Raw genomic sequence first — 16,719 nt, 5'->3', positions numbered from 1 at the left:
GTCACCATGATTCACCTGACCCCCGACCAGATTGCCCAGTTCCGCCGCGACGGTTTTCTGATCGTCGACAAGATCATCGAACCGGAAGCCGCTGAAGCCATTCGCGATCGCTTCGTCCCCCTGTTCGACAAGGGCGAATACGAAACCGGCATTCGCCCCGATGAAGTGAACAAGCCGGTGGGAACCCCGCCCTTCACCCTGCAGATCTGCAATGCGTGGAAGTCGGACCTCACCGTCGCTCGCCACGTCCTGTCGGAAAACCTGGGCCAGGCCTGCGCCCAATTGGGCGGCTGGACCGGTACGCGCCTGATGATCGACAACCTGCTGTGGAAACCGGTCGAAGGCCGCGCCATCGGGTTCCACCAGGACAGCATGTACTCGCTGTGGATCGACAAGCCGGCCCTGGTGAGCTGCTGGGTGGCGCTGGACCAGACCTCAGCCGACGGCGGCACGCTGGTGTACATCAAGGGCTCCCACACCTGGGGCGAAGCCCGCCCGATCATGCAGTTTCATGGCCCGGAAGACGACCTGAAGGAAGTGCGTGAATGGGCCGAGACCCACGGCCTCGAACTGGAACTGGTGCCTGTGGTGGTGCCGCCGGGCGGTGGCGCCTTCCACGACGGCTGGCTGTGGCATGGCTCGCGCATCAACAAGGCCGATGTGCCGCGTCGGGCGCTGGCCGCCCACTTCTTCCAGGACGACATCCGCTTCAACCCCGAAAAAATGAACATGGGCAACGGCCCCATGTATGGCCGCTACCGCAAGCTGGGCAGCAACGAAGTGGATGAGGGCTACTTCCCCATCACCTGGCGCGAGGACGGCTACCGCACCCCGGGTCTGGATGCGTATCTGGACAAGGGGATCGTCTGATGCGCATTCTGGCCATCATGGCGGGCGGTATGGACGGGCCGGTGGAGTCCGGGTGCATCGGCGAGGTGGTGGCCGAGCGCGGCGCCACCCTGCACTGGTGCTACCGCAGGCTGGGACAGCCGCTGCCCGAAACCACCACCGGCTATGCAGCACTGATCGTGTTCGGCGGTGAGCCCAGCGTGTACGACCCGGCCTTGCGGGATTACTTCGAGGCCCTGGCGGCGCTGATCCGGCTTTTCCACGATGAGGGCAAGCCGGTGCTGGGCTCCTGTCTGGGCTGTCAGTCCATCGCCTTTGCCTTCGGCGCCCGGGTGTATCCCGCCGGGGTGCTGGAATACGGTTTCACGCCCCTGACGCTGAGCGCCCAGGCGCAGGCCGACCCCTTGCTGCACGGCATCGCACCGGTTCAGACGCTGTTCGAGATGCACGCCGACACCTTCGACCTGCCCGACGGGGCCGTGCCCTTGCTGGAAGGGGAAACGGTGCGAAACCAGGGGTTCCGGCTGGCAGACAGCACCTGGGGTTTTCAGTGTCACTTCGAGGTCACGCCGAGCATTGTCGACACGTGGACCACCCGAGAGCTGATTGGAAACCCGGCTCACGACCAGCCCCAGGTGCATCAGCGTCTGCGGCAGGTGCACGAGGATTTCGGCCGGTACCAGGAGGCTCAGACCCGCTTTGCCCGTGCGCTGGTGGGACGCTGGATGGATCGGGTGGAAGCCCATGGGGCCTCCATCCACCAGACACCGGAGGTTCAGGCGCGCACGCGGCTCTTGTCGGGGTCGTAGAAGATCGGCGCACACACGGTGGCCGGCAGGCGCTTCTGGTGCCCGTCGAGCTTGCCGACTTCCACCCGGGTTCCCGCTGCCGCATGCGGCACGCTCATGCGGCACAGCGCGATGTTCTGCCCCGTCAGCGGCGAGCGTGTGCCGCTGGTGACCACACCCACCTGCGCGTGGCCCACAAACACGCCGTCGCCGTGTGCGGCCATCTCGTTGCCGTCGAGCTGCAGACCCACCAGCTTGCGCTGCGGGTGCGCGCTGCGCTCGATCAGGGCGTCGCGGCCGATGAAGTCGTCGGCCTTGCTCTTGAGCGGCACGCAAAAGCCAATGCCCGCCTCGAACGGATCGGTCTGGTCGCAAAACTCGTGGCCGGCAAACACCAGCCCGGCCTCGATGCGCAGGGTGTCGAGCGCGTCCAGCCCCAGCGGCGCCAGGCCCAGCGGCGCACCCAGTTCCCACAGGCGCGCCCACACGCGCGGCGCGTCGCTCGGGTGGCACCAGACCTCGTAGCCCAGCTCGCCGGTGTAGCCGGTGCGCGAAACCATGATGGGGCAACCGTTGTGGTCGTCGAGCCGGCCGACCAGAAAGCGGAACCAGCCCAGGTTCTCCAGCGCGGGTTGCGTGCCGGGTGACCACACCATCTGCTTGAGCAACTCGCGCGAGCGTGGGCCCTGCACGGCGACGTTGTGGATGTGGTCGCTGGCCGACTTGACCCACACCTTCATGCCGAGTTTTTCGGCCTGCTCGCGCAGCCAGATGCCGCTGTAGTCCTCGCCGCAGATCCAGCGAAAGTTGTCGGGTCCCAGGCGCAGCAGCGTGCCGTCGTCGAGCATGCCGCCGTGCGGGTAACACAGGGCCGAATACACCACCTGGCCCACGGCCAGCTTCTTGATGTCGCGCGTCAGGGCGTACTGCATCAGGGCTTCGGCGTCGGGGCCGATGATCTCGAACTTGCGCAGCGCCGACAGGTCCATCACCACCACCTGCTCGCGGCAGGCGTGGTACTCGGCCACCGCACCAAAGCCGTCGTAGCGCGTGGGCGTCCACCAGCCCCGGTAGTCGGTGAACTGGCGGGTGAGTGCCGAGGTGGCGGCGTGGAAGCCGCTTTCGCGGGTCATCTCGGGCACGGCGTCGGGGGTGGGTCGGTGGGCGATGGCCATGCTGAAGCGCTCCTGGGCGGCGTAGATGCGAACGTGGATGTCGGTCGGCATCCAGCCGTTGGCGGGGTCGATGTCGTCCGGGCACGAGGTGTTGGCGCAGACCATGTCGTCGAGCGCACGCATCAGCACATGGTCGCCCGGGCGCGACCAGGGTTCGTCCATGGTCAGTTGGTTGTGGGCATCGACGCCGGTGTTGTAGAAGAAATTGATGGCGGGCCAACCCGGGCGGGCGCGCACGCCGTAGGGGGCCAGCACGTGCGACAGGTTGTCGCTGCAGTTGGCGTGGCCGAAGTAGCCCATGCTCTCGTAATAACGCGCCGCGCAGGCCAGGCCGAAGGTGTCGTGTCGGCCCACAGTGTCTTGCACCAGCTCCAGCACCGGCTGCATCTCGCGGTCAAAAAAGCGCGAGTGCAGGCCCGGCCCGGGGTAGGCGCGGCCGCCGAGCGTGCGGGTGACCGTGGGGTCCAGTTCTTGTTCGGTGCCCCGGTCCAGCGCGCGGCGGTTGAAGGCCACGAAGTCGGAGCACTGGCGCCCGGCAACGTCGATCACCTGAATGTATTGGCCCTTGGCCACGGTGTAGCTGCGTGCCGTGCCGGGGGCGATGGTGAACTCGTCCACCACCTCGCCCAGCGGCTCGGGCAGGGGCACGGCGGTGAGGATGCGGCTGCCGCTGCGGTGCACATGCAGGGCCAGCGGCGTGGGCGCGTTCTGGGTGTGCACGCTGCTGTCGGCACCGGGGGCACACACCAGCACCAGCACCGCGTCGGTGGCGGTGCAACGTTGTCGCTGACCCGCCAGGCCGCCTGCGGGCCAGAGTTGGCAGGGCGTGGGCAACTGGTTCAGATCCACGCCCCGGCGGCGCAGCCCGGCGTGCACCGGGCTCAGCGCGGGGTGCGGGCGCTGCAACAGGTGGGCTGCGCCGGTGGCGCCGGGCGAAGCGCGCAGGCCCAGCGCGGCCAGGGCGTCGCGGCCCGCGCTGTCCCAGGCCATCAACTCGCAGGCTTGCTGGCCCTCGGGGTCGATCACCTCCAGCGCGTCGCCCGCAGCCAGCGCCACCACCGTCAGGCCGCCGCCGGACACGCGGTAGCGCTCCAGCGTGGGCGTGCGCAGGGTCAGCGCGGGCTCGCGCACCCGCGTGGCCACCGGGGGTCGGGCGGCGCTCAACGGGACATCGCCAGGCCAGCCCATCAGAGCGCCTCGTCGCCTTGTTCGCCGGTGCGGATGCGCACCACCTGCTCCAGCGCGGTAACGAAGATCTTGCCGTCGCCGATCTTGCCGGTGCGCGCGGCCTTCTCGATCGCCTCGATCACCAACGGCAAGCGCTCGTCGGACACCGCCGCCTCCAGCTTCACCTTGGGCAAAAAGTCCACCACGTATTCCGCGCCCCGGTACAGCTCGGTGTGGCCTTTCTGGCGCCCGAAGCCTTTGACCTCGGTGACTGTGATGCCCTGCGTGCCCAAGTCAGACAGCGCTTGGCGCACCTCGTCGAGCTTGAAGGGTTTGATGATGGCGGTGACAAGTTTCATGGTGTTCTGCCTGTTGGGGTATGCGGATTGGGGTTCATCACGACAGCTTGTAGCCCGGCTCGCCGTGCGCACTCATGTCCAGACCTTCCTGCTCGTCGTCTTCCGACACCCGCAGGCCGCCGCAAATCAAGGCCGTGGCCTTGAATGCGATGTAGCTGGTGATGGCTGAAAACACGATGCTGAAGCCGATGACCAGCAACTGAATGGGCATTTGCGAAGCGAAGTCGCGGCCCTCGGCAAAGCCCAGACCACCCAGGGCGGGCATGGCAAAAATGGTGGTCAAAATGCCGCCCACAATGCCGCCGACGCCGTGCACGCCGAACACGTCAAACGAGTCGTCCAGCCCGATCATGGGCTTGAGCTTTTCCACCGCCCAGACGCAAATGGGCGAAACAATCAGGCCGATGGCGATGGCGCCCATGGGGCCGACAAAACCGCAGGCGGGCGTGATGGCCACCAGGCCAGCAATCGCGCCCGACACCGCGCCCAGCATGCTGGGGCGGCCCCGGTGCAGCCACTCCACCAGCATCCAAGACAAAGTGCCCGCCGCAGCGCCCAGCATGGTGTTGAGCACCACCAGCATCGCAAACCCGTTGGCCGCCAGCACGCAGCCGCCGCAGAACGCCAGCCAGCCCACCCACAGCAGCGAGCCGCCGGTCATGGTCATGGTCATGTTGTGCGGCGCCATGGACGCGGTGCCCACGCCTTTGCGCGCGCCCACCATCCAGGCACCCACCAGCGCGGCAATGCCCACGTTCACGTGCACCACGTTGCCGCCGGCAAAATCCTGAGCGCCGAGCTGGAACACCCAGCCCCCGCCCCAGCCCATGTGCGCCATGGGCACGTAGTTGATGGTGAACCAGATCGTCATGAACACCAGCACGGCGGCGAACTTGATGCGCTCGGCAAACGCGCCCACGATGATGGCGGGCGTGATGGCCGCGAACAGCAGCATGAAGAAAAAGTACAGCAGCTCAGGAATGGTGCCCTGCAAGGAGTCTTTGGTGACCCCCTGCAAAAAGAGCTTGTCCAGCCCCCCGATGAACGACTGCGCGGAGCCGCCGTCGGTGAAGGTCAGCGAATAGCCGTACAGCGCCCACAGCACCGTGATGAGCGAAGTCACCGTGAACACCTGCATGAGGATGGACAGGACGTTCTTGGTGCGCGCCAGGCCACCGTAAAACAGCGCCAGGCCGGGAATGGTCATCAACCAGACGGCGATGCAGCAGGCGAAGACAAAGGCCGTGTCGCCTGCGTTGAGCGTGGGCGCATCGGCGCCCTGAGCCCAGAGGGAAGAGGCGCCGAAAACGAGGGCGGCCGGGGCGATCCAGCGCAAAAATGAGATGGGTTTCAAGGGAGACTCCATGTGGCGGTTGTGGACCTCCAGAGCTGTGCAAGGAGTGTGCCAAAGTTTCTTATCAGTAATATTGATTTCACTGCAAGAAACTGGTGCATGCACCTCAAACCACCCGCCCCCATGCACCGCCATCGCACCCCACACCCTGTGTGGACTCACCTTTTTGGCGCAGGTGGCTGGGCAACACCGGCTGGATATGCCGCCACCTTGCGCTCGGGCCCAGAAAATCACGCCAGGCGGGATGGCGTAGAAATATCATTCATATCAGATATGTTGACAATATCATTCAAGCCAGATAAAGTAAAAATATCTAACAAATTAGATATTTTTCATGGACTTGACCCTCGCCTTCCCGGAACAACTGTCGCAGCACCTGCGGTCTCTGCGCAAAGCCCAGGGCTTGACCCAGGCGCAACTGGCCGCTCGCATGGGGGTCACGCAATCGCGCATTTCCGCTATGGAATCGGATGCCACCAAACTCACCACCGAGCAACTCTTTCGGGTGCTGTCGAGCCTGGGTACGGGTCTTGTGCTTCGAACGCAAGACCTTGAACCACAGGCCGCCACCTCTCACACTCGGCCCAAGCCTCTTGAGGGCGGTACAGGCGGCCTGTGGTGATGGGGCGGCTGAACGTCTGGATGAATGGCGAGCTGGTGGGCCTGTGGTCGGTTGGCCGCACGGGGCAGCACGCCTTCAAATACGACGAGGGCTGGCGCGCGAATCCCAAAAGTCGCCCGCTGTCGCTGTCTCTGCCGTTAACGGCGGATGGCCAACTCACTGGCAAAGCGGTCGAAAACTACTTCGACAACCTGCTGCCCGACAGCGAGTCGATTCGAAAACGCCTGAGCGGCCGGTTCAGAACCCGAGACATCGGCGCGTTCTCGCTGCTGGAAGCCATTGGCCGCGACTGCGTCGGAGCGGTTCAGCTGTTGCCGGTGGATGCGCCCGCACCCGACGTGCACAGGGTGGAATACACCCCTGTGATGCCCGGGGAAATTGAGGCCATGCTGGCGGGTCTGGGGGCCAACGAGGGGTTGGGCGCCATGGATGGTGACGATGACTTTCGCATCTCGATGGCGGGCGCGCAAGAGAAGACAGCCCTGCTCAAAGTGGGCACGCAGTGGTGCCGCCCCCACCATGCGACCCCCACCACCCACATCTTGAAACCCCCTATCGGCGTGACACCGGGTCGCCATCTGGACCTGACGCTATCGCCCGAAAACGAGTGGCTGTGCTCACGCATCCTGAACGCTTTCGGGCTGCCAGTGGCGAATTGCCACGTGGAGCTTTTTGGTGCACGCAAGGCTTTGGTGGTCGACCGGTTTGACCGCCGCTGGTTGACCGACCCCGTCTGGCTGGTGCGCCTCCCGCAAGAAGACTTTTGCCAAGCGCTGGGCTGCTCCAGCGCGAACAAATACGAGGACAAAGGGGGACCCGGCATGGACGCTTGCTTGCGTGTGCTCAAGGGGGGCGCACGCTACGAAGAAGACGGCCGCACCTTCTTGCTGGCCCAGTTGGCCTTCTGGCTGCTGGCGGCTATTGACGGTCACGCGAAGAACTTCTCGGTATTCCTGCTGCCAGGTGGGAGCTACCACCTCACGCCCCTCTACGACGTGATGTCGGCATGGCCCATCATGGACTCGGGGCCCCACTCGCTCCAATACCGAAAGACCAAGCAGGCCATGGCGGTTCGCAGCAAGTCCGCTCACTACAAGCTGGGCGAAATCCAGCCACGCCACTGGAAAGCCGCCGCCTTGCGCAGCGGAATCCCGTTGATGTGGGAAAGCATGTGCGAACTGGTCGCTGGGGTACCCGCAGCGTTCGAGCGTGTCGCTGAAGAACTGCCACTGGACTTCCCGCGTGCGCTGGCCAAATCGGTGTTTGATGGCGCACATCGCCACGCTCAGCGGTTTCAGTCGCAGGCCTGATTCAGGGCCATGTCGAACGTCGCACGAACGTGGGGCAAGGCAAAACCGCCATGGCGGTTTTGCGCAAATCCTGCTTATTTGTTCTTGGCCTTGTACTGCGCAATCGCCCGGGCCAGGTCCTGGTATTCCTCGCAGGTGGTGTTGCCACAAATGCTCAACAGCTTGACCAGGTGTTCTTCGGCTTTGGCGGGATTGTTGTCCATCAGGTACGCCTCACCGATGTATTCGTTGGCACCTCGGTGCTCGGAGTCAAACCGCAGCGCGAGGCGGTAGTTCTCGAATGCGCGCGGCAGGTCTGGCTTGGCCTGTTTGCGGTAGGCGTAGCCCAGCAGATTGTGCAGCTCCGGGTTGCCCGGGTGCACCTGCACGGCTTCGGTGAGCACGGCGATGGCCCCCTTCCAGTCTTGGGCCTGGATCGCCTCGCGCGCCAAGGTGATGCGTTCTTTATGAACCACCCGGGGCGCGGGCTGCTTGACGGTGGCTGGGGCGGGCGGTTCGGGCGTATCGGCCGCCACGGCCGCGCCAGAGAAGGTCAGCGCACAGGCGGTGAGCAGGGCGATGAGCGGTTGGTGGAGCGTGAAAGTGTGCATGGGTGTGTGTCTCGAACAGCGTGGTCTGCGGCATGTCGGCGGCTGGTTTCAGCTGGACAGCGCGGCCAAACCCTGTTGTAGCATTTTTTGCAACAGCGGCTGCACCGAGGTGGCTTTGTATTCCAGGTAGGTGAACGGCGGGTCTTCGAGCATGTAAAGGTGCTGCGCCATTTCCAGCTGGATCGCGTGCACACCCGCGTCGGGCGCGCCGTAATGGCGCGTGATGTAACCGCCTTTGAAGCGGCCATTCACCACATGGCTGAAGGGGGTTGCAGCCACCTCGGCCACCACGCGCTGAAGGATGGACGGCGCGCAGCTGCGGCCATCGGCGGTGCCGAAGTTCAGGTCGGGCAACTGGCCTTCAAACAGGCGCGGCAACACGGCCGCGATGGAGTGCGCGTCCCACAGCAGCACCGCGCCGTGTTGCGCCTTCAGGCGGTCCAGCTCGGCGCGCAGCGCGCCGTGGTAAGGCTGCCAGTAGCGCGCCAGGCGGTCGGTTTGTTGGGCTGCGTCGGGCGCCTGCGCTTCGCCGTAGAGCGGCTCGCCACGGAAGGTTTCGGTGGGGCACAGGCCGGTGGTGGTCTGGCCGGGGTACAGGCTTTCGCCGCCGGGCGGGCGGTTCAGGTCGATCACGTAACGCGACACCTTGGCCTGCAACACCGAGGCGCCCAGGCCAGCGGCAAAACCGTAAAGCCGGTCCAAGTGCCAGTCCGTGTCTTGTTTCAGCGGCGCGGTGTCGCTCATGTGGGCGGCGAACTCGGGCGGCAGGTCGGTGCCCAGGTGCGGAATGGAAATCAGCAGCGGCACGCGGCCCGGGCGCAGCGTGTAGGTTTCGGTGTCGATGGGGGTGCTGGCGTAGGTGGTCATGGGGTTTCCTCCAGGGGGCAAAACAGGGCGTCGGGCGACAGACCGGGCATGGCGCGGCGAATGGCGGGGGCGGTGTCCTGGCGGATCACGTCGCGCGTGATGCGGGCGATGTGGTCGTCCAGACCGGCCCATTCGTCCTCGCGCGAGAGCAGAAAAAAATGGCGCTGCCCCAGGCGCGTGGTGGGAATGGGCAGCACCACCACGTCGTCCAGGTACTGGCGCGACTGCCACAGGCACAGCGGCGTGGACAGCGCCCAGCCCAGGCCCGAGGCCACCAGGCTCAGCAGCGGGTCGGTGGCGTCGAACTCGTAGCTGCGCGGCGCCTGAACGCCGATGTGGCGCAAAAAACGCTCAATCTGCTGCCCGATCACCGAACGCTGGCTGTAGCGGATCAGCGGCAGGCCCGCAGGCAGGTCCGACAAGGCGCGCACCGAGGTCAGCCCCGGCACCGCATGCGCCTTGGGAAACACCGCCACCCACGATTCAGAAAACAGCAGGCGCTGCACGATGCGCGGGTCGTCAATGGCCGAATCGGTGCAGATGGCAAAGTCCAGCTCGCGCCGGCGCAGCTGCTCGGTGAGCGTGGGCGTGAGGCCCGACCACATCAAAATTTGCTGCGCCGAGCCCGAGAGCGCACGGATCAGGCGCGGCCCCACGGTGGCGGCGAACGAATCCACACAACCCAGGTGAATGCGCGCATGTTCGTGGCGCGCGGTGGCACGCACCTGCTCCACCAGGTTGCGCGCCTGGCCCAGCAGGCGCGTGGCGCGTTCGCGCAGCATGCTCCCAGCGTGCGTGGGCACGGCGGGGCGCACCTCGCGGTCCAGCAGCGCAACGCCCAGCTCGGCCTCCAGCGTCTTGATGGCCTGGCTCACCGCGCTCTGGCTCAGCCCCAGCTGCTGCGCCGCCAACGCCATCGAACCCGCGTCGCACACCGCCACAAACGCTTCGAGCAACTGCAGGTCGGGCAGCGGGCGGGCGCGGCGGGCTTTGCGGGTGCCAAGGGCGGTGGGCAAGGGTTTGGGCATGGTGTTCCAGAAGGGAAAGTCATGGTGACGGACAACGTGGCAACCGACCACAGCATTCGAAAAACCAAACCATAGCATTCGTTTGGCTTCAGTTGTGCGGCACTTGGCCCGGGGCTTCTAAGCTGAACCCCATTGGTCACCCTCAGACCCCCCACAACCCACTGACTGCCCAGAAAGGCTCTCCCCATGCAAAGTTATGACGCCATCGTGATCGGTGCAGGTGTGATCGGAACTTCGGTCGCCTACCACCTGGCCCGCCTGGGGGCTGGCAAGGTGCTGGTGCTGGACCGCTCGCAAATCGGCTCGGGCACCAGCACCCAGTCTTCGGGCATTTTGCGCACCCACTATTCCGTCATTGAAAACGTGGAACTCGCCCAACGCTCGTGGTCGGTGTTCAACGATTTCGCGGGCTACCTGGGCGACGAAGAAGCGTCCGCCGGGCTGGTGAAGTGCGGCTACCTGATCAGCTCGCCCGACGGCCCCAAGCTCGAACCCCTGCGCGCTGCGCTGGCAGGGCAGGTGGCCATGGGCATCCGCGTGGATCTGATCGACCAGGCCCAGGCCAGCGCCCTGCTGCCCATCGCCCAGTTTGACGACGCGGCCCTGATTGGCTTTGAACCCGAAGCCGGTTTTGCCGACGCCTACCTGGTGGCCACCGGCTTTGCCCGCGCCGCGCGCCGCCAGGGCGTGAAGATCATGGAAGGCGTCAACGTGGAGCGCCTGCTGATGGAAGGCGGGCGCGTGGTGGGCGTTGAAACCAACCAGGGCACGTTCCACAGCCACACCGTCATCAGCACCCAGAACATCTGGGCCGGCGACATTGAGCGCTGGACCGGCGTGCCCACCCCGGTGAAGGCCGAACGCCACGCCGTGCTGGCCCTTGAAGGCCCCGAGGCCTACAGCTTCCAGATGCCGGTGTTCAAAGACCTGGGCTCGCCCGGCATGCTGTACTGCCGCAGCTACGGCGGCAACCAGATGCTGGTGAGCGAGGGCACGGTGGGCGAAACGCTGGCCGTGCCCGACAACGAACAGGGCGACATTTCCATGGACTATGTGGTGGAAGTGGGCGAGCAAGTGGCAGAGCGCTTCCCCTCGTTCGGCGAGGCCGGGCTGGCATCGTCGTGGACCGGCGTGTACGACGTGACCCCCGACTGGAACCCGGTGCTGGGCCGCCTGCCCGACGTGCCCGGCCTGGTGGTGGGCTACGGCTTTTCGGGCCACGGCTTCAAGCTCTCGCCCGGCGTGGGCCTGGTGCTGGCGCAAGAAGCGCTGGGCCTGCCCACCGACGTGTCGCTGGCGCCCTACGCGCACGAGCGTTTTCGGCGCGGCCAACTGCTCACCGGGCGCTACGGCCTGGGCGCGGTGTCCTGAGCGGCAAGGCTTTCATGCTTGCGCCGATGCCGTTGCCAGTGACTTCGCTCTTACCGGTGACTTTGCCGATAGCGACACCTGCGCCGATGCCAGTGACTTCGCCCTGGCCGTTGCACCGCGTGGCCGGTGCCCGCTTCTCGCAGCGGTGCTTCAGCTTGCTGGCGCTGCCGCGCGAGCCCTGGAAAAACCAAGGCGGCTGGACCCGCACCGTGGCCAGCGCCCAAGGCGCGGACGGCCAGACCGACTGGCGCGTGAGCGTGGCCGACATCACCGCCGCAGGCCCGTTTTCGGTGTTTGAAGGGCTGGACCGCCAAGCCGTGATGCTGCAAGGTGCCCGCCTGCGCCTGCGCGCCGAAGCGCCTGAACCACCCAACCCACCCGAACCCGACATCTGCTTCAACGGCGCAGGCAGCCGCGCCGCCTTTGCGGGCGAGCGCCGTCTGGTGTGCGACGCACCCACCGAACCCACCGCGCTCTGGAACGTGATGCACCGCCGGGGCCGCGTGCGCGCCGAGGTGTCGGTACACAGCGACACGGTGCTGCACCTGCCCCCGGCGCGCCACCTGTTCATCTACGTGATGAGCGGCGAGGTGGAACTGGCCCTGCCCCACTGCCGAACCCAAGGCCTGAGCGCAGGCCAAGTTTTGTACCTGCAACACATGCCGGCGCAGGCATTGCTGGCGCCTTGCCGGGTGGGGAGCCGGGTGGTGGTGACGGTGATTGCGGAAGAAAAAAACCCGCTTTGAGCGGGCTTCTGTCGTGGATGTCAGCCGGGCCTCACGCAACCTTGCGGGTCGGCTCCTCAACCCAGGCAGCGCTGTCACTGGCCTTTTGGGCTTTTGCTTGCTCGGCCTCAAAGATTTCCTTGAGAGCGCCCGGCACAAAACGGGCCATCACGTCCCGCATCAAAGGTTGATAACCGACCCCGTGAAAGTGGGCGATCAGCTTGTAGTGCTCGATCAACTGTTTCGGGAGACGGATCGAGATGGACTGAAGTTCAAGCGCCGCATTCAGGGCGTCTTCGTGCACAGGGTCAGCCACCTGCACGTGGTCTTCGTCGGCACCCAGCTCGCGCAATTCCCATGCTTCATGGGTGGTGTCCTTGACCTTTTGCTTAACCATATAAGTTTCTCCGCTATGTATAAAAATCCAGTATTCAGCAGGTTTAACCGTGTTTGCGGTATATGCGCTCTTCTGCTTCGTTGGGTTCAAAGGCCGACCGCAGGTGTATAAAACCTTCGATCTGTATATACACAATTTTCAGCATCCTGCCCTTGTTGGTCGGAGCAAGAAACCAAAGCGTGGGCGGGGTTGTTTTGTGTTCTTCCCTGCTGTCTGTCAGCAACCGGCCCGCCCTGTTAAAAAAGCACTGTTCAACCTCTGCTCGAACCACGTGGTGCTTTTCCAGAAGCTTCCGCTCCACATCGACTGAGATCTTTAAGTTCTTCAAGAAAATCCCCCTGAAAAGTCAACATCATATTTTTGTATATACAAGACCGACATTCTACTGGGGAGACTCACACCAAGTCCACAGGCCAATCTCTTGCCATTGGCCAACAAACCATCGTGCCGAATGTGCTTGAGCCCGCCGGGCATGCTGGTGGACGGGAGAGCATTCCCAGCACCACCCGCACCCCATCACGCCCCACTGCGCGAATAAACCATGTCAGGCGCCAGTTGCCATTGACGGTCACAGCCCAATGCCCGGCCAGCCTACGGTTCACACACCCCAAGGCGACACCCCTATCCATGCGCTGTGACCCCACACGGCAAAGCCTGCCCACGCGGCCACGCCCAGCGCTCCGGTGATGGCGTTGGCGCGCAGCGAACTGTGCCTGAGCGGCCCCGGGGCCAGGGCGGCGGCATCGTCGCGCTGGCGGGCGGCCCGAAAACTCAGCACCGCCCACACCAGAAAACTGCCGAACAGCACCACATCGGCCAGGTTGCCGTTGCTCAGCAGGTGCGCCAATGCCCACAGCTTCACGCCCAACACCATGGGGTGGCGCAGCCGGTTTTTGATGTGGTTGCGCGGCACATAAGCCGCCGCCAGCAGCACAAACGCCAACAACACCAGCAGCGAGGCCAGATGCCGCATGGCCACCGGCGGTGTCCACAACAGCACCGGGTCTTGGCGGGCCAGGCCGTATCCCCACACCACCAAGGCCAGCCCAGCCAGCGACACCAACGAGTAAGCGCCCTTCCAAGGCCCTTCGCCGAGGCGGGCGATGGTGGCCGAACGCCACCGGTCAGCCACCACGCGCACCGAATGCACACCCAAAAACAACACAAGGCCAAGCACGAGCAGGGTCATGGGAGCACTCCAAAAAAATTAGCAAGCCGACTATGCGCGCAATTCTTGCAAAACTTCAGGATGCGCCACGGCGACACGCAGCAGCGTTTTGGCTGCGCCGGTGGGTGATCGGCGGCCTTAGCCAGCAGCCATCGAGACGTTGATCGAGATGGTGCTTGCCACCGGCATCACCACTTTCTTTAGACCATGCCCCTCGTTGCAAACAGACTCCACCTTGACGAGGCCCAGCTCAGACAACTTGGACACGTCCTGCGACACCGCACTCGGGTTGCGATGGGAAGCCGTGGCGAGATCAGCGATGGAATCGCTGCCCTTTGCTGGCGATACGCAGCAACTCGAACCGCTTCGGGGTGAGCTGGCTCAGGAAATCTTGAAACTCAAAACTGGTGAACACCTTTGAGTAAGGCAGCGAATCGGCCCGCTCGTCCAAGGCTCGCGCAACCGCTTTGCTCTTGATCGAATGTGCCTTCAGGACAGGACTGTTGGCAAAGTCTGCCAGTGAAATTTTGGGTTTCGTCATATCTGTTCTCCGTTGACGAATCTGATAGCAATCTCTTGCCATTCCCGCTCGAACCGCTCATACAACGCTTCGTAGCTGGTGAAAGTGTCAGCGACGATGGAACCCATGTAGTGTCGATGCGCGTAATCGTAGCTGTTGTCGTAACCCAGTACACGCCCGTTGTCGCCGCTGAAAATCAATGGGTTGATGCACATCCGCCGGGGTGTAGATTTCTTGCCAATTTAACAGCCACCGACCCCGCCGAGGTGGCACGCTGCCAAGTGTCCGAATTCGCCAAGGCCATCGACTTTGAGACGCAGGATTGGAATCTGACCCACAATTTTCTAAAAATAGGGTTTTGCATACCTTATTTAGCTCAAAATATTGGCACTTCATCCAAAGACGATTGGTTTACTGGAAACTTGCAAGAATACCTATTCGTAATAGAAGCAACTAGCTCAGCATACCAAGATTCTGCGACTGGACTGATATAAAGATTTTCCACTAGGTGATCAAGGTTCACAGCAAAAGGTTTACCACCTTCGGTATTCCTTACGTGATGAGCGGCCGCTCGAACTTCCTCGCCTGTATTCTTGTCACGCCTCGTATATATGGGACTATCATAATGTATTGCTCGGAGTTCAGCCTCGTGGGCAAATGATTTTCGCTTGCACAAAAAAGGGCTAAAAGTATTCTTTAAATCAACTAGATCTTTCTCGTAGCAGATGTACTGCACCTTTCCCATGTATACATCATTCGGCAATGAATTTCGAAGCTTTCGATATGTGGACTGAAGGGCTACTCCATACCCTGAAGGTGCATATAACTGCCACATGGCGGATGACTCAACAGGATTCATGTGCCAACAGCTTATAAACATCCACTCGGCATCCCATCGAAGGCGATAAGTATCAGCTTCAACTGAATCCCATAGCTTCCCTTCAAATCCTGCCAGTTCGACTAATGCAGAACTCACGCCCTGTATTTCACGACCAAATTTTTCAGCGATGAATTTGCGAGCAGCCATTGATCGCTTACTTATAGAGCCTTCAAAGGGATCACCCAAACGATCAGCGCGCGAGAAAAATAAATTTTTCGACTCTAACAATGAAACGTACTTTGTGAAATCCATGAAACGCCATATCTTGATATCCTTATCTTCTGGAATTTCAAATAAAGGATGATCTTCGGGATTACTCATATATTGTCAGGTTCCGTGCGATTATGTACCCCGTCGCAGCTAGCCGTTGTTTCAGGCCCATGCTGCACAAAGGCTTGGTGTTTAGGTTGCCAGCCTGAGGGAGAAAGAACAACTTTCACCGTGTGAAAGCCAGCTTTAGTGAGGAAAGGTTGGATCCTGAGCGGGTGGTGACTGCTTAACCTTAGAAGGGGCGGATTTCAGCGTCCTCGACTAACGAATAGGTTACCCACATGCGTCTTTCATCAGGGTCCGCAGAGCAGAACGCACCCATATTCGTGACCGGTTGTGATTTCGTCGTCCACATTCTTTGCATGGGGTTTGGCGTTGGATTGAGCACAAACTGCGAAATTAGAATCCAGCCCTAATTTTTCCAAATCCGAGCTACAAATGAAAATCGTAATTTGAATTTTTTAAGACTCCAGTGAATTTATATTCTCTAGGGTCGCCATTTTCATCATGACAATGAATAACGAACTCAATCTGATGAGGGCGATCCGTTAAATCAACCTTGAACTCCTGAAACCCACCTCTTCTAATTTCAGGAATCGACTTAATAATAACTTCAAGGTATCTAATTTCTATATTAAAGCATTTACCGCCAACATTTTGCATTAAAAAAGTATATATTGTTTTATGCGGATAACCTCCATTAAACATGCCGGATTGAGTAATGCGAAATATCGGCCTAACCGTTGTCTCCGGAAATCTATTGAAACTCTGTGTTGTTTGAATCGATGTCGGCGAGTTTATGGTGATACTACTCTTATCGGTGGCTATTATTGCATTTCCGGACCCGTTAGAATCGGCATTATTTACATCTGCTTCTTTCGCCCTGGACGATCTCTTTGAAAATAATTTATAAATAATTGGTATTATTAAGGCGGCGATGGTTGCGTATGCTGCCATGTCCTCTAGTGTTATATTTAACATATTTTATGCTCGGTATTTTTGATATTGAAGGTGATGCATGAATGTTTTTTATTCAACTCTGCGGCAGGCTTGAAGCCTAATCGAGATAGGAAGAAGCCTCACGGCCCCTCCCTCTCACACCAATCCACCGAACTTAAGCCGGTATAATCCGTAAGTTGTTGATTTTGTTTGACTTTCATCTGAGGCTGGCATGACTTCTGCCTCAATACTGTGGTTTTGCACAGTCTTTTCTGACCGATTTCTCTGATCACCTGCACAGCCCGGCCTTTGCCGATCTGGCCCGCAGTCCCGATCACCC

General features: G+C 61.8%; 19 protein-coding genes. 6 read left to right on the top strand and 13 right to left on the bottom strand.

Annotated elements, in window-relative coordinates; genetic code table 11:
* The first annotated feature begins 6 nt into the window (after positions 1-6).
* Together Q7J58_RS06040 and Q7J58_RS06035 are read left to right on the top strand one after the other, a co-directional pair.
* On the top strand, positions 7-870 hold the full coding sequence (locus Q7J58_RS06040; protein WP_304824855.1) for a phytanoyl-CoA dioxygenase family protein: 864 nt from the start codon (positions 7-9) through the stop codon (positions 868-870).
* Entirely contained in the window at positions 870-1,658 is a 789-nt protein-coding gene (locus Q7J58_RS06035) for a hypothetical protein (protein ID WP_304824852.1), read from the top strand. The genes Q7J58_RS06040 and Q7J58_RS06035 overlap by 1 nt, the downstream gene beginning before the upstream one ends.
* Here Q7J58_RS06035 and Q7J58_RS06030 read toward each other — a convergent pair.
* The 3 genes from Q7J58_RS06030 to Q7J58_RS06020 are packed head-to-tail and all read right to left on the bottom strand — an operon-like array spanning position 1,625 to position 5,692.
* On the bottom strand, positions 1,625-3,976 hold the full coding sequence (locus tag Q7J58_RS06030; protein WP_304824849.1) for an aminomethyltransferase family protein: 2,352 nt from the start codon (positions 3,974-3,976) through the stop codon (positions 1,625-1,627). The two genes, Q7J58_RS06035 and Q7J58_RS06030, sit on opposite strands and share 34 nt — an antisense overlap.
* Before the next feature lie 23 nt (positions 3,977-3,999).
* Complete coding sequence (locus Q7J58_RS06025) at positions 4,000-4,338, bottom strand: P-II family nitrogen regulator (RefSeq protein WP_304824847.1); 339 nt, start codon at positions 4,336-4,338, stop codon at positions 4,000-4,002.
* A 37-nt stretch (positions 4,339-4,375) separates the two neighbouring features.
* Positions 4,376-5,692 (bottom strand): ammonium transporter, encoded by a 1,317-nt coding sequence (locus Q7J58_RS06020; RefSeq protein WP_304824844.1) that lies wholly within the window; start codon positions 5,690-5,692, stop codon positions 4,376-4,378.
* 334 nt (positions 5,693-6,026) lie between these two features.
* On the opposite strand from Q7J58_RS06020, the gene Q7J58_RS06015 reads away from it, so the two are divergent.
* Both Q7J58_RS06015 and Q7J58_RS06010 read left to right on the top strand, forming a co-directional pair.
* Positions 6,027-6,314 carry a helix-turn-helix transcriptional regulator gene (locus tag Q7J58_RS06015; RefSeq protein ID WP_304824841.1) on the top strand — a complete coding sequence of 96 codons (288 nt, stop codon included), beginning with the start codon at positions 6,027-6,029 and terminating at the stop codon, positions 6,312-6,314.
* Between the two features lie 20 nt (positions 6,315-6,334).
* A complete protein-coding gene (locus Q7J58_RS06010) occupies positions 6,335-7,624 on the top strand; it encodes a type II toxin-antitoxin system HipA family toxin (RefSeq protein ID WP_304824838.1) in 1,290 nt (429 codons plus the stop codon).
* Positions 7,625-7,698: 74 nt separating this feature from the next.
* Here the strand turns inward: Q7J58_RS06010 and Q7J58_RS06005 are convergent, their stop codons facing one another.
* The 3 genes from Q7J58_RS06005 to Q7J58_RS05995 are packed head-to-tail and all read right to left on the bottom strand — an operon-like array spanning position 7,699 to position 10,109.
* A complete protein-coding gene (locus Q7J58_RS06005; protein ID WP_304824836.1) occupies positions 7,699-8,214 on the bottom strand; it encodes a hypothetical protein in 516 nt (171 codons plus the stop codon).
* 48 nt (positions 8,215-8,262) lie between these two features.
* Complete coding sequence (hutG, locus tag Q7J58_RS06000; RefSeq protein WP_304824833.1) at positions 8,263-9,081, bottom strand: N-formylglutamate deformylase; 819 nt, start codon at positions 9,079-9,081, stop codon at positions 8,263-8,265.
* The gene (locus Q7J58_RS05995) at positions 9,078-10,109 is read right to left on the bottom strand and encodes a LysR family transcriptional regulator (RefSeq protein WP_304824830.1); all 1,032 of its coding nucleotides are present in this window, start codon (positions 10,107-10,109) and stop codon (positions 9,078-9,080) included. The genes hutG and Q7J58_RS05995 overlap by 4 nt, the downstream gene beginning before the upstream one ends.
* 186 nt (positions 10,110-10,295) lie before the next feature.
* Between Q7J58_RS05995 and Q7J58_RS05990 the strand changes: the two genes are divergently transcribed.
* Both Q7J58_RS05990 and Q7J58_RS05985 read left to right on the top strand, forming a co-directional pair.
* A complete protein-coding gene (locus tag Q7J58_RS05990) occupies positions 10,296-11,480 on the top strand; it encodes an FAD-binding oxidoreductase (protein WP_304824827.1) in 1,185 nt (394 codons plus the stop codon).
* A gap of 86 nt (positions 11,481-11,566) precedes the next feature.
* Positions 11,567-12,226, top strand: a complete 660-nt coding sequence (locus tag Q7J58_RS05985; RefSeq protein ID WP_304824824.1) for a HutD family protein — start codon at positions 11,567-11,569, stop codon at positions 12,224-12,226.
* A gap of 31 nt (positions 12,227-12,257) precedes the next feature.
* On the opposite strand, the gene Q7J58_RS05980 is transcribed toward Q7J58_RS05985, so the two are convergent.
* From Q7J58_RS05980 to Q7J58_RS05950, 7 genes are all read right to left on the bottom strand, one after another.
* On the bottom strand, positions 12,258-12,602 hold the full coding sequence (locus Q7J58_RS05980; RefSeq protein ID WP_304824821.1) for a hypothetical protein: 345 nt from the start codon (positions 12,600-12,602) through the stop codon (positions 12,258-12,260).
* 598 nt (positions 12,603-13,200) lie between these two features.
* Positions 13,201-13,791 (bottom strand): NnrU family protein, encoded by a 591-nt coding sequence (locus Q7J58_RS05975; protein WP_304824818.1) that lies wholly within the window; start codon positions 13,789-13,791, stop codon positions 13,201-13,203.
* A gap of 292 nt (positions 13,792-14,083) precedes the next feature.
* Positions 14,084-14,311: a hypothetical protein gene (locus tag Q7J58_RS05970; protein ID WP_304824816.1), complete on the bottom strand. Its 228-nt coding sequence runs from the start codon at positions 14,309-14,311 to the stop codon at positions 14,084-14,086.
* Positions 14,308-14,505 carry a hypothetical protein gene (locus Q7J58_RS05965; protein WP_304824813.1) on the bottom strand — a complete coding sequence of 66 codons (198 nt, stop codon included), beginning with the start codon at positions 14,503-14,505 and terminating at the stop codon, positions 14,308-14,310. Before Q7J58_RS05965 ends, Q7J58_RS05970 begins: the two co-directional genes overlap by 4 nt.
* 161 nt (positions 14,506-14,666) lie before the next feature.
* A complete protein-coding gene (locus Q7J58_RS05960; RefSeq protein WP_304824810.1) occupies positions 14,667-15,491 on the bottom strand; it encodes a hypothetical protein in 825 nt (274 codons plus the stop codon).
* A 381-nt stretch (positions 15,492-15,872) separates the two neighbouring features.
* Entirely contained in the window at positions 15,873-16,397 is a 525-nt protein-coding gene (locus tag Q7J58_RS05955; protein WP_304824807.1) for a hypothetical protein, read from the bottom strand.
* A 122-nt stretch (positions 16,398-16,519) separates the two neighbouring features.
* Positions 16,520-16,719: hypothetical protein (locus Q7J58_RS05950; RefSeq protein ID WP_304824804.1), on the bottom strand; the 200-nt coding region annotated here is incomplete at its 5' end.

The sequence above is a fragment of the Hydrogenophaga sp. genome (genome assembly GCF_030656115.1).
Classification (GTDB): Bacteria; Pseudomonadota; Gammaproteobacteria; order Burkholderiales; family Burkholderiaceae_C; genus Hydrogenophaga.
Note: the sequence above shows the minus strand (reverse complement) of the source record. Positions and strands in the feature narration are given on the sequence as shown.

Bases quoted from the DNA above. Each gene is read 5' to 3' on its own strand.
- Q7J58_RS06040 (WP_304824855.1), top strand. From the start codon at position 7: ATGATTCACCTGACCCCCGACCAGATTGCCCAGTTCCGCCGCGACGGT.
- Q7J58_RS06035 (WP_304824852.1), top strand. From the start codon at position 870: ATGCGCATTCTGGCCATCATGGCGGGCGGTATGGACGGGCCGGTGGAG.
- Q7J58_RS06025 (WP_304824847.1), bottom strand. From the start codon at position 4,338: ATGAAACTTGTCACCGCCATCATCAAACCCTTCAAGCTCGACGAGGTG.
- Q7J58_RS06015 (WP_304824841.1), top strand. From the start codon at position 6,027: ATGGACTTGACCCTCGCCTTCCCGGAACAACTGTCGCAGCACCTGCGG.
- Q7J58_RS06010 (WP_304824838.1), top strand. From the start codon at position 6,335: ATGAATGGCGAGCTGGTGGGCCTGTGGTCGGTTGGCCGCACGGGGCAG.
- Q7J58_RS06005 (WP_304824836.1), bottom strand. From the start codon at position 8,214: ATGCACACTTTCACGCTCCACCAACCGCTCATCGCCCTGCTCACCGCC.
- hutG (WP_304824833.1), bottom strand. From the start codon at position 9,081: ATGACCACCTACGCCAGCACCCCCATCGACACCGAAACCTACACGCTG.
- Q7J58_RS05995 (WP_304824830.1), bottom strand. From the start codon at position 10,109: ATGCCCAAACCCTTGCCCACCGCCCTTGGCACCCGCAAAGCCCGCCGC.
- Q7J58_RS05990 (WP_304824827.1), top strand. From the start codon at position 10,296: ATGCAAAGTTATGACGCCATCGTGATCGGTGCAGGTGTGATCGGAACT.
- Q7J58_RS05985 (WP_304824824.1), top strand. From the start codon at position 11,567: ATGCCAGTGACTTCGCCCTGGCCGTTGCACCGCGTGGCCGGTGCCCGC.
- Q7J58_RS05980 (WP_304824821.1), bottom strand. From the start codon at position 12,602: ATGGTTAAGCAAAAGGTCAAGGACACCACCCATGAAGCATGGGAATTG.
- Q7J58_RS05975 (WP_304824818.1), bottom strand. From the start codon at position 13,791: ATGACCCTGCTCGTGCTTGGCCTTGTGTTGTTTTTGGGTGTGCATTCG.
- Q7J58_RS05970 (WP_304824816.1), bottom strand. From the start codon at position 14,311: ATGACGAAACCCAAAATTTCACTGGCAGACTTTGCCAACAGTCCTGTC.
- Q7J58_RS05965 (WP_304824813.1), bottom strand. From the start codon at position 14,505: ATGTGCATCAACCCATTGATTTTCAGCGGCGACAACGGGCGTGTACTG.
- Q7J58_RS05960 (WP_304824810.1), bottom strand. From the start codon at position 15,491: ATGAGTAATCCCGAAGATCATCCTTTATTTGAAATTCCAGAAGATAAG.
- Q7J58_RS05955 (WP_304824807.1), bottom strand. From the start codon at position 16,397: ATGGCAGCATACGCAACCATCGCCGCCTTAATAATACCAATTATTTAT.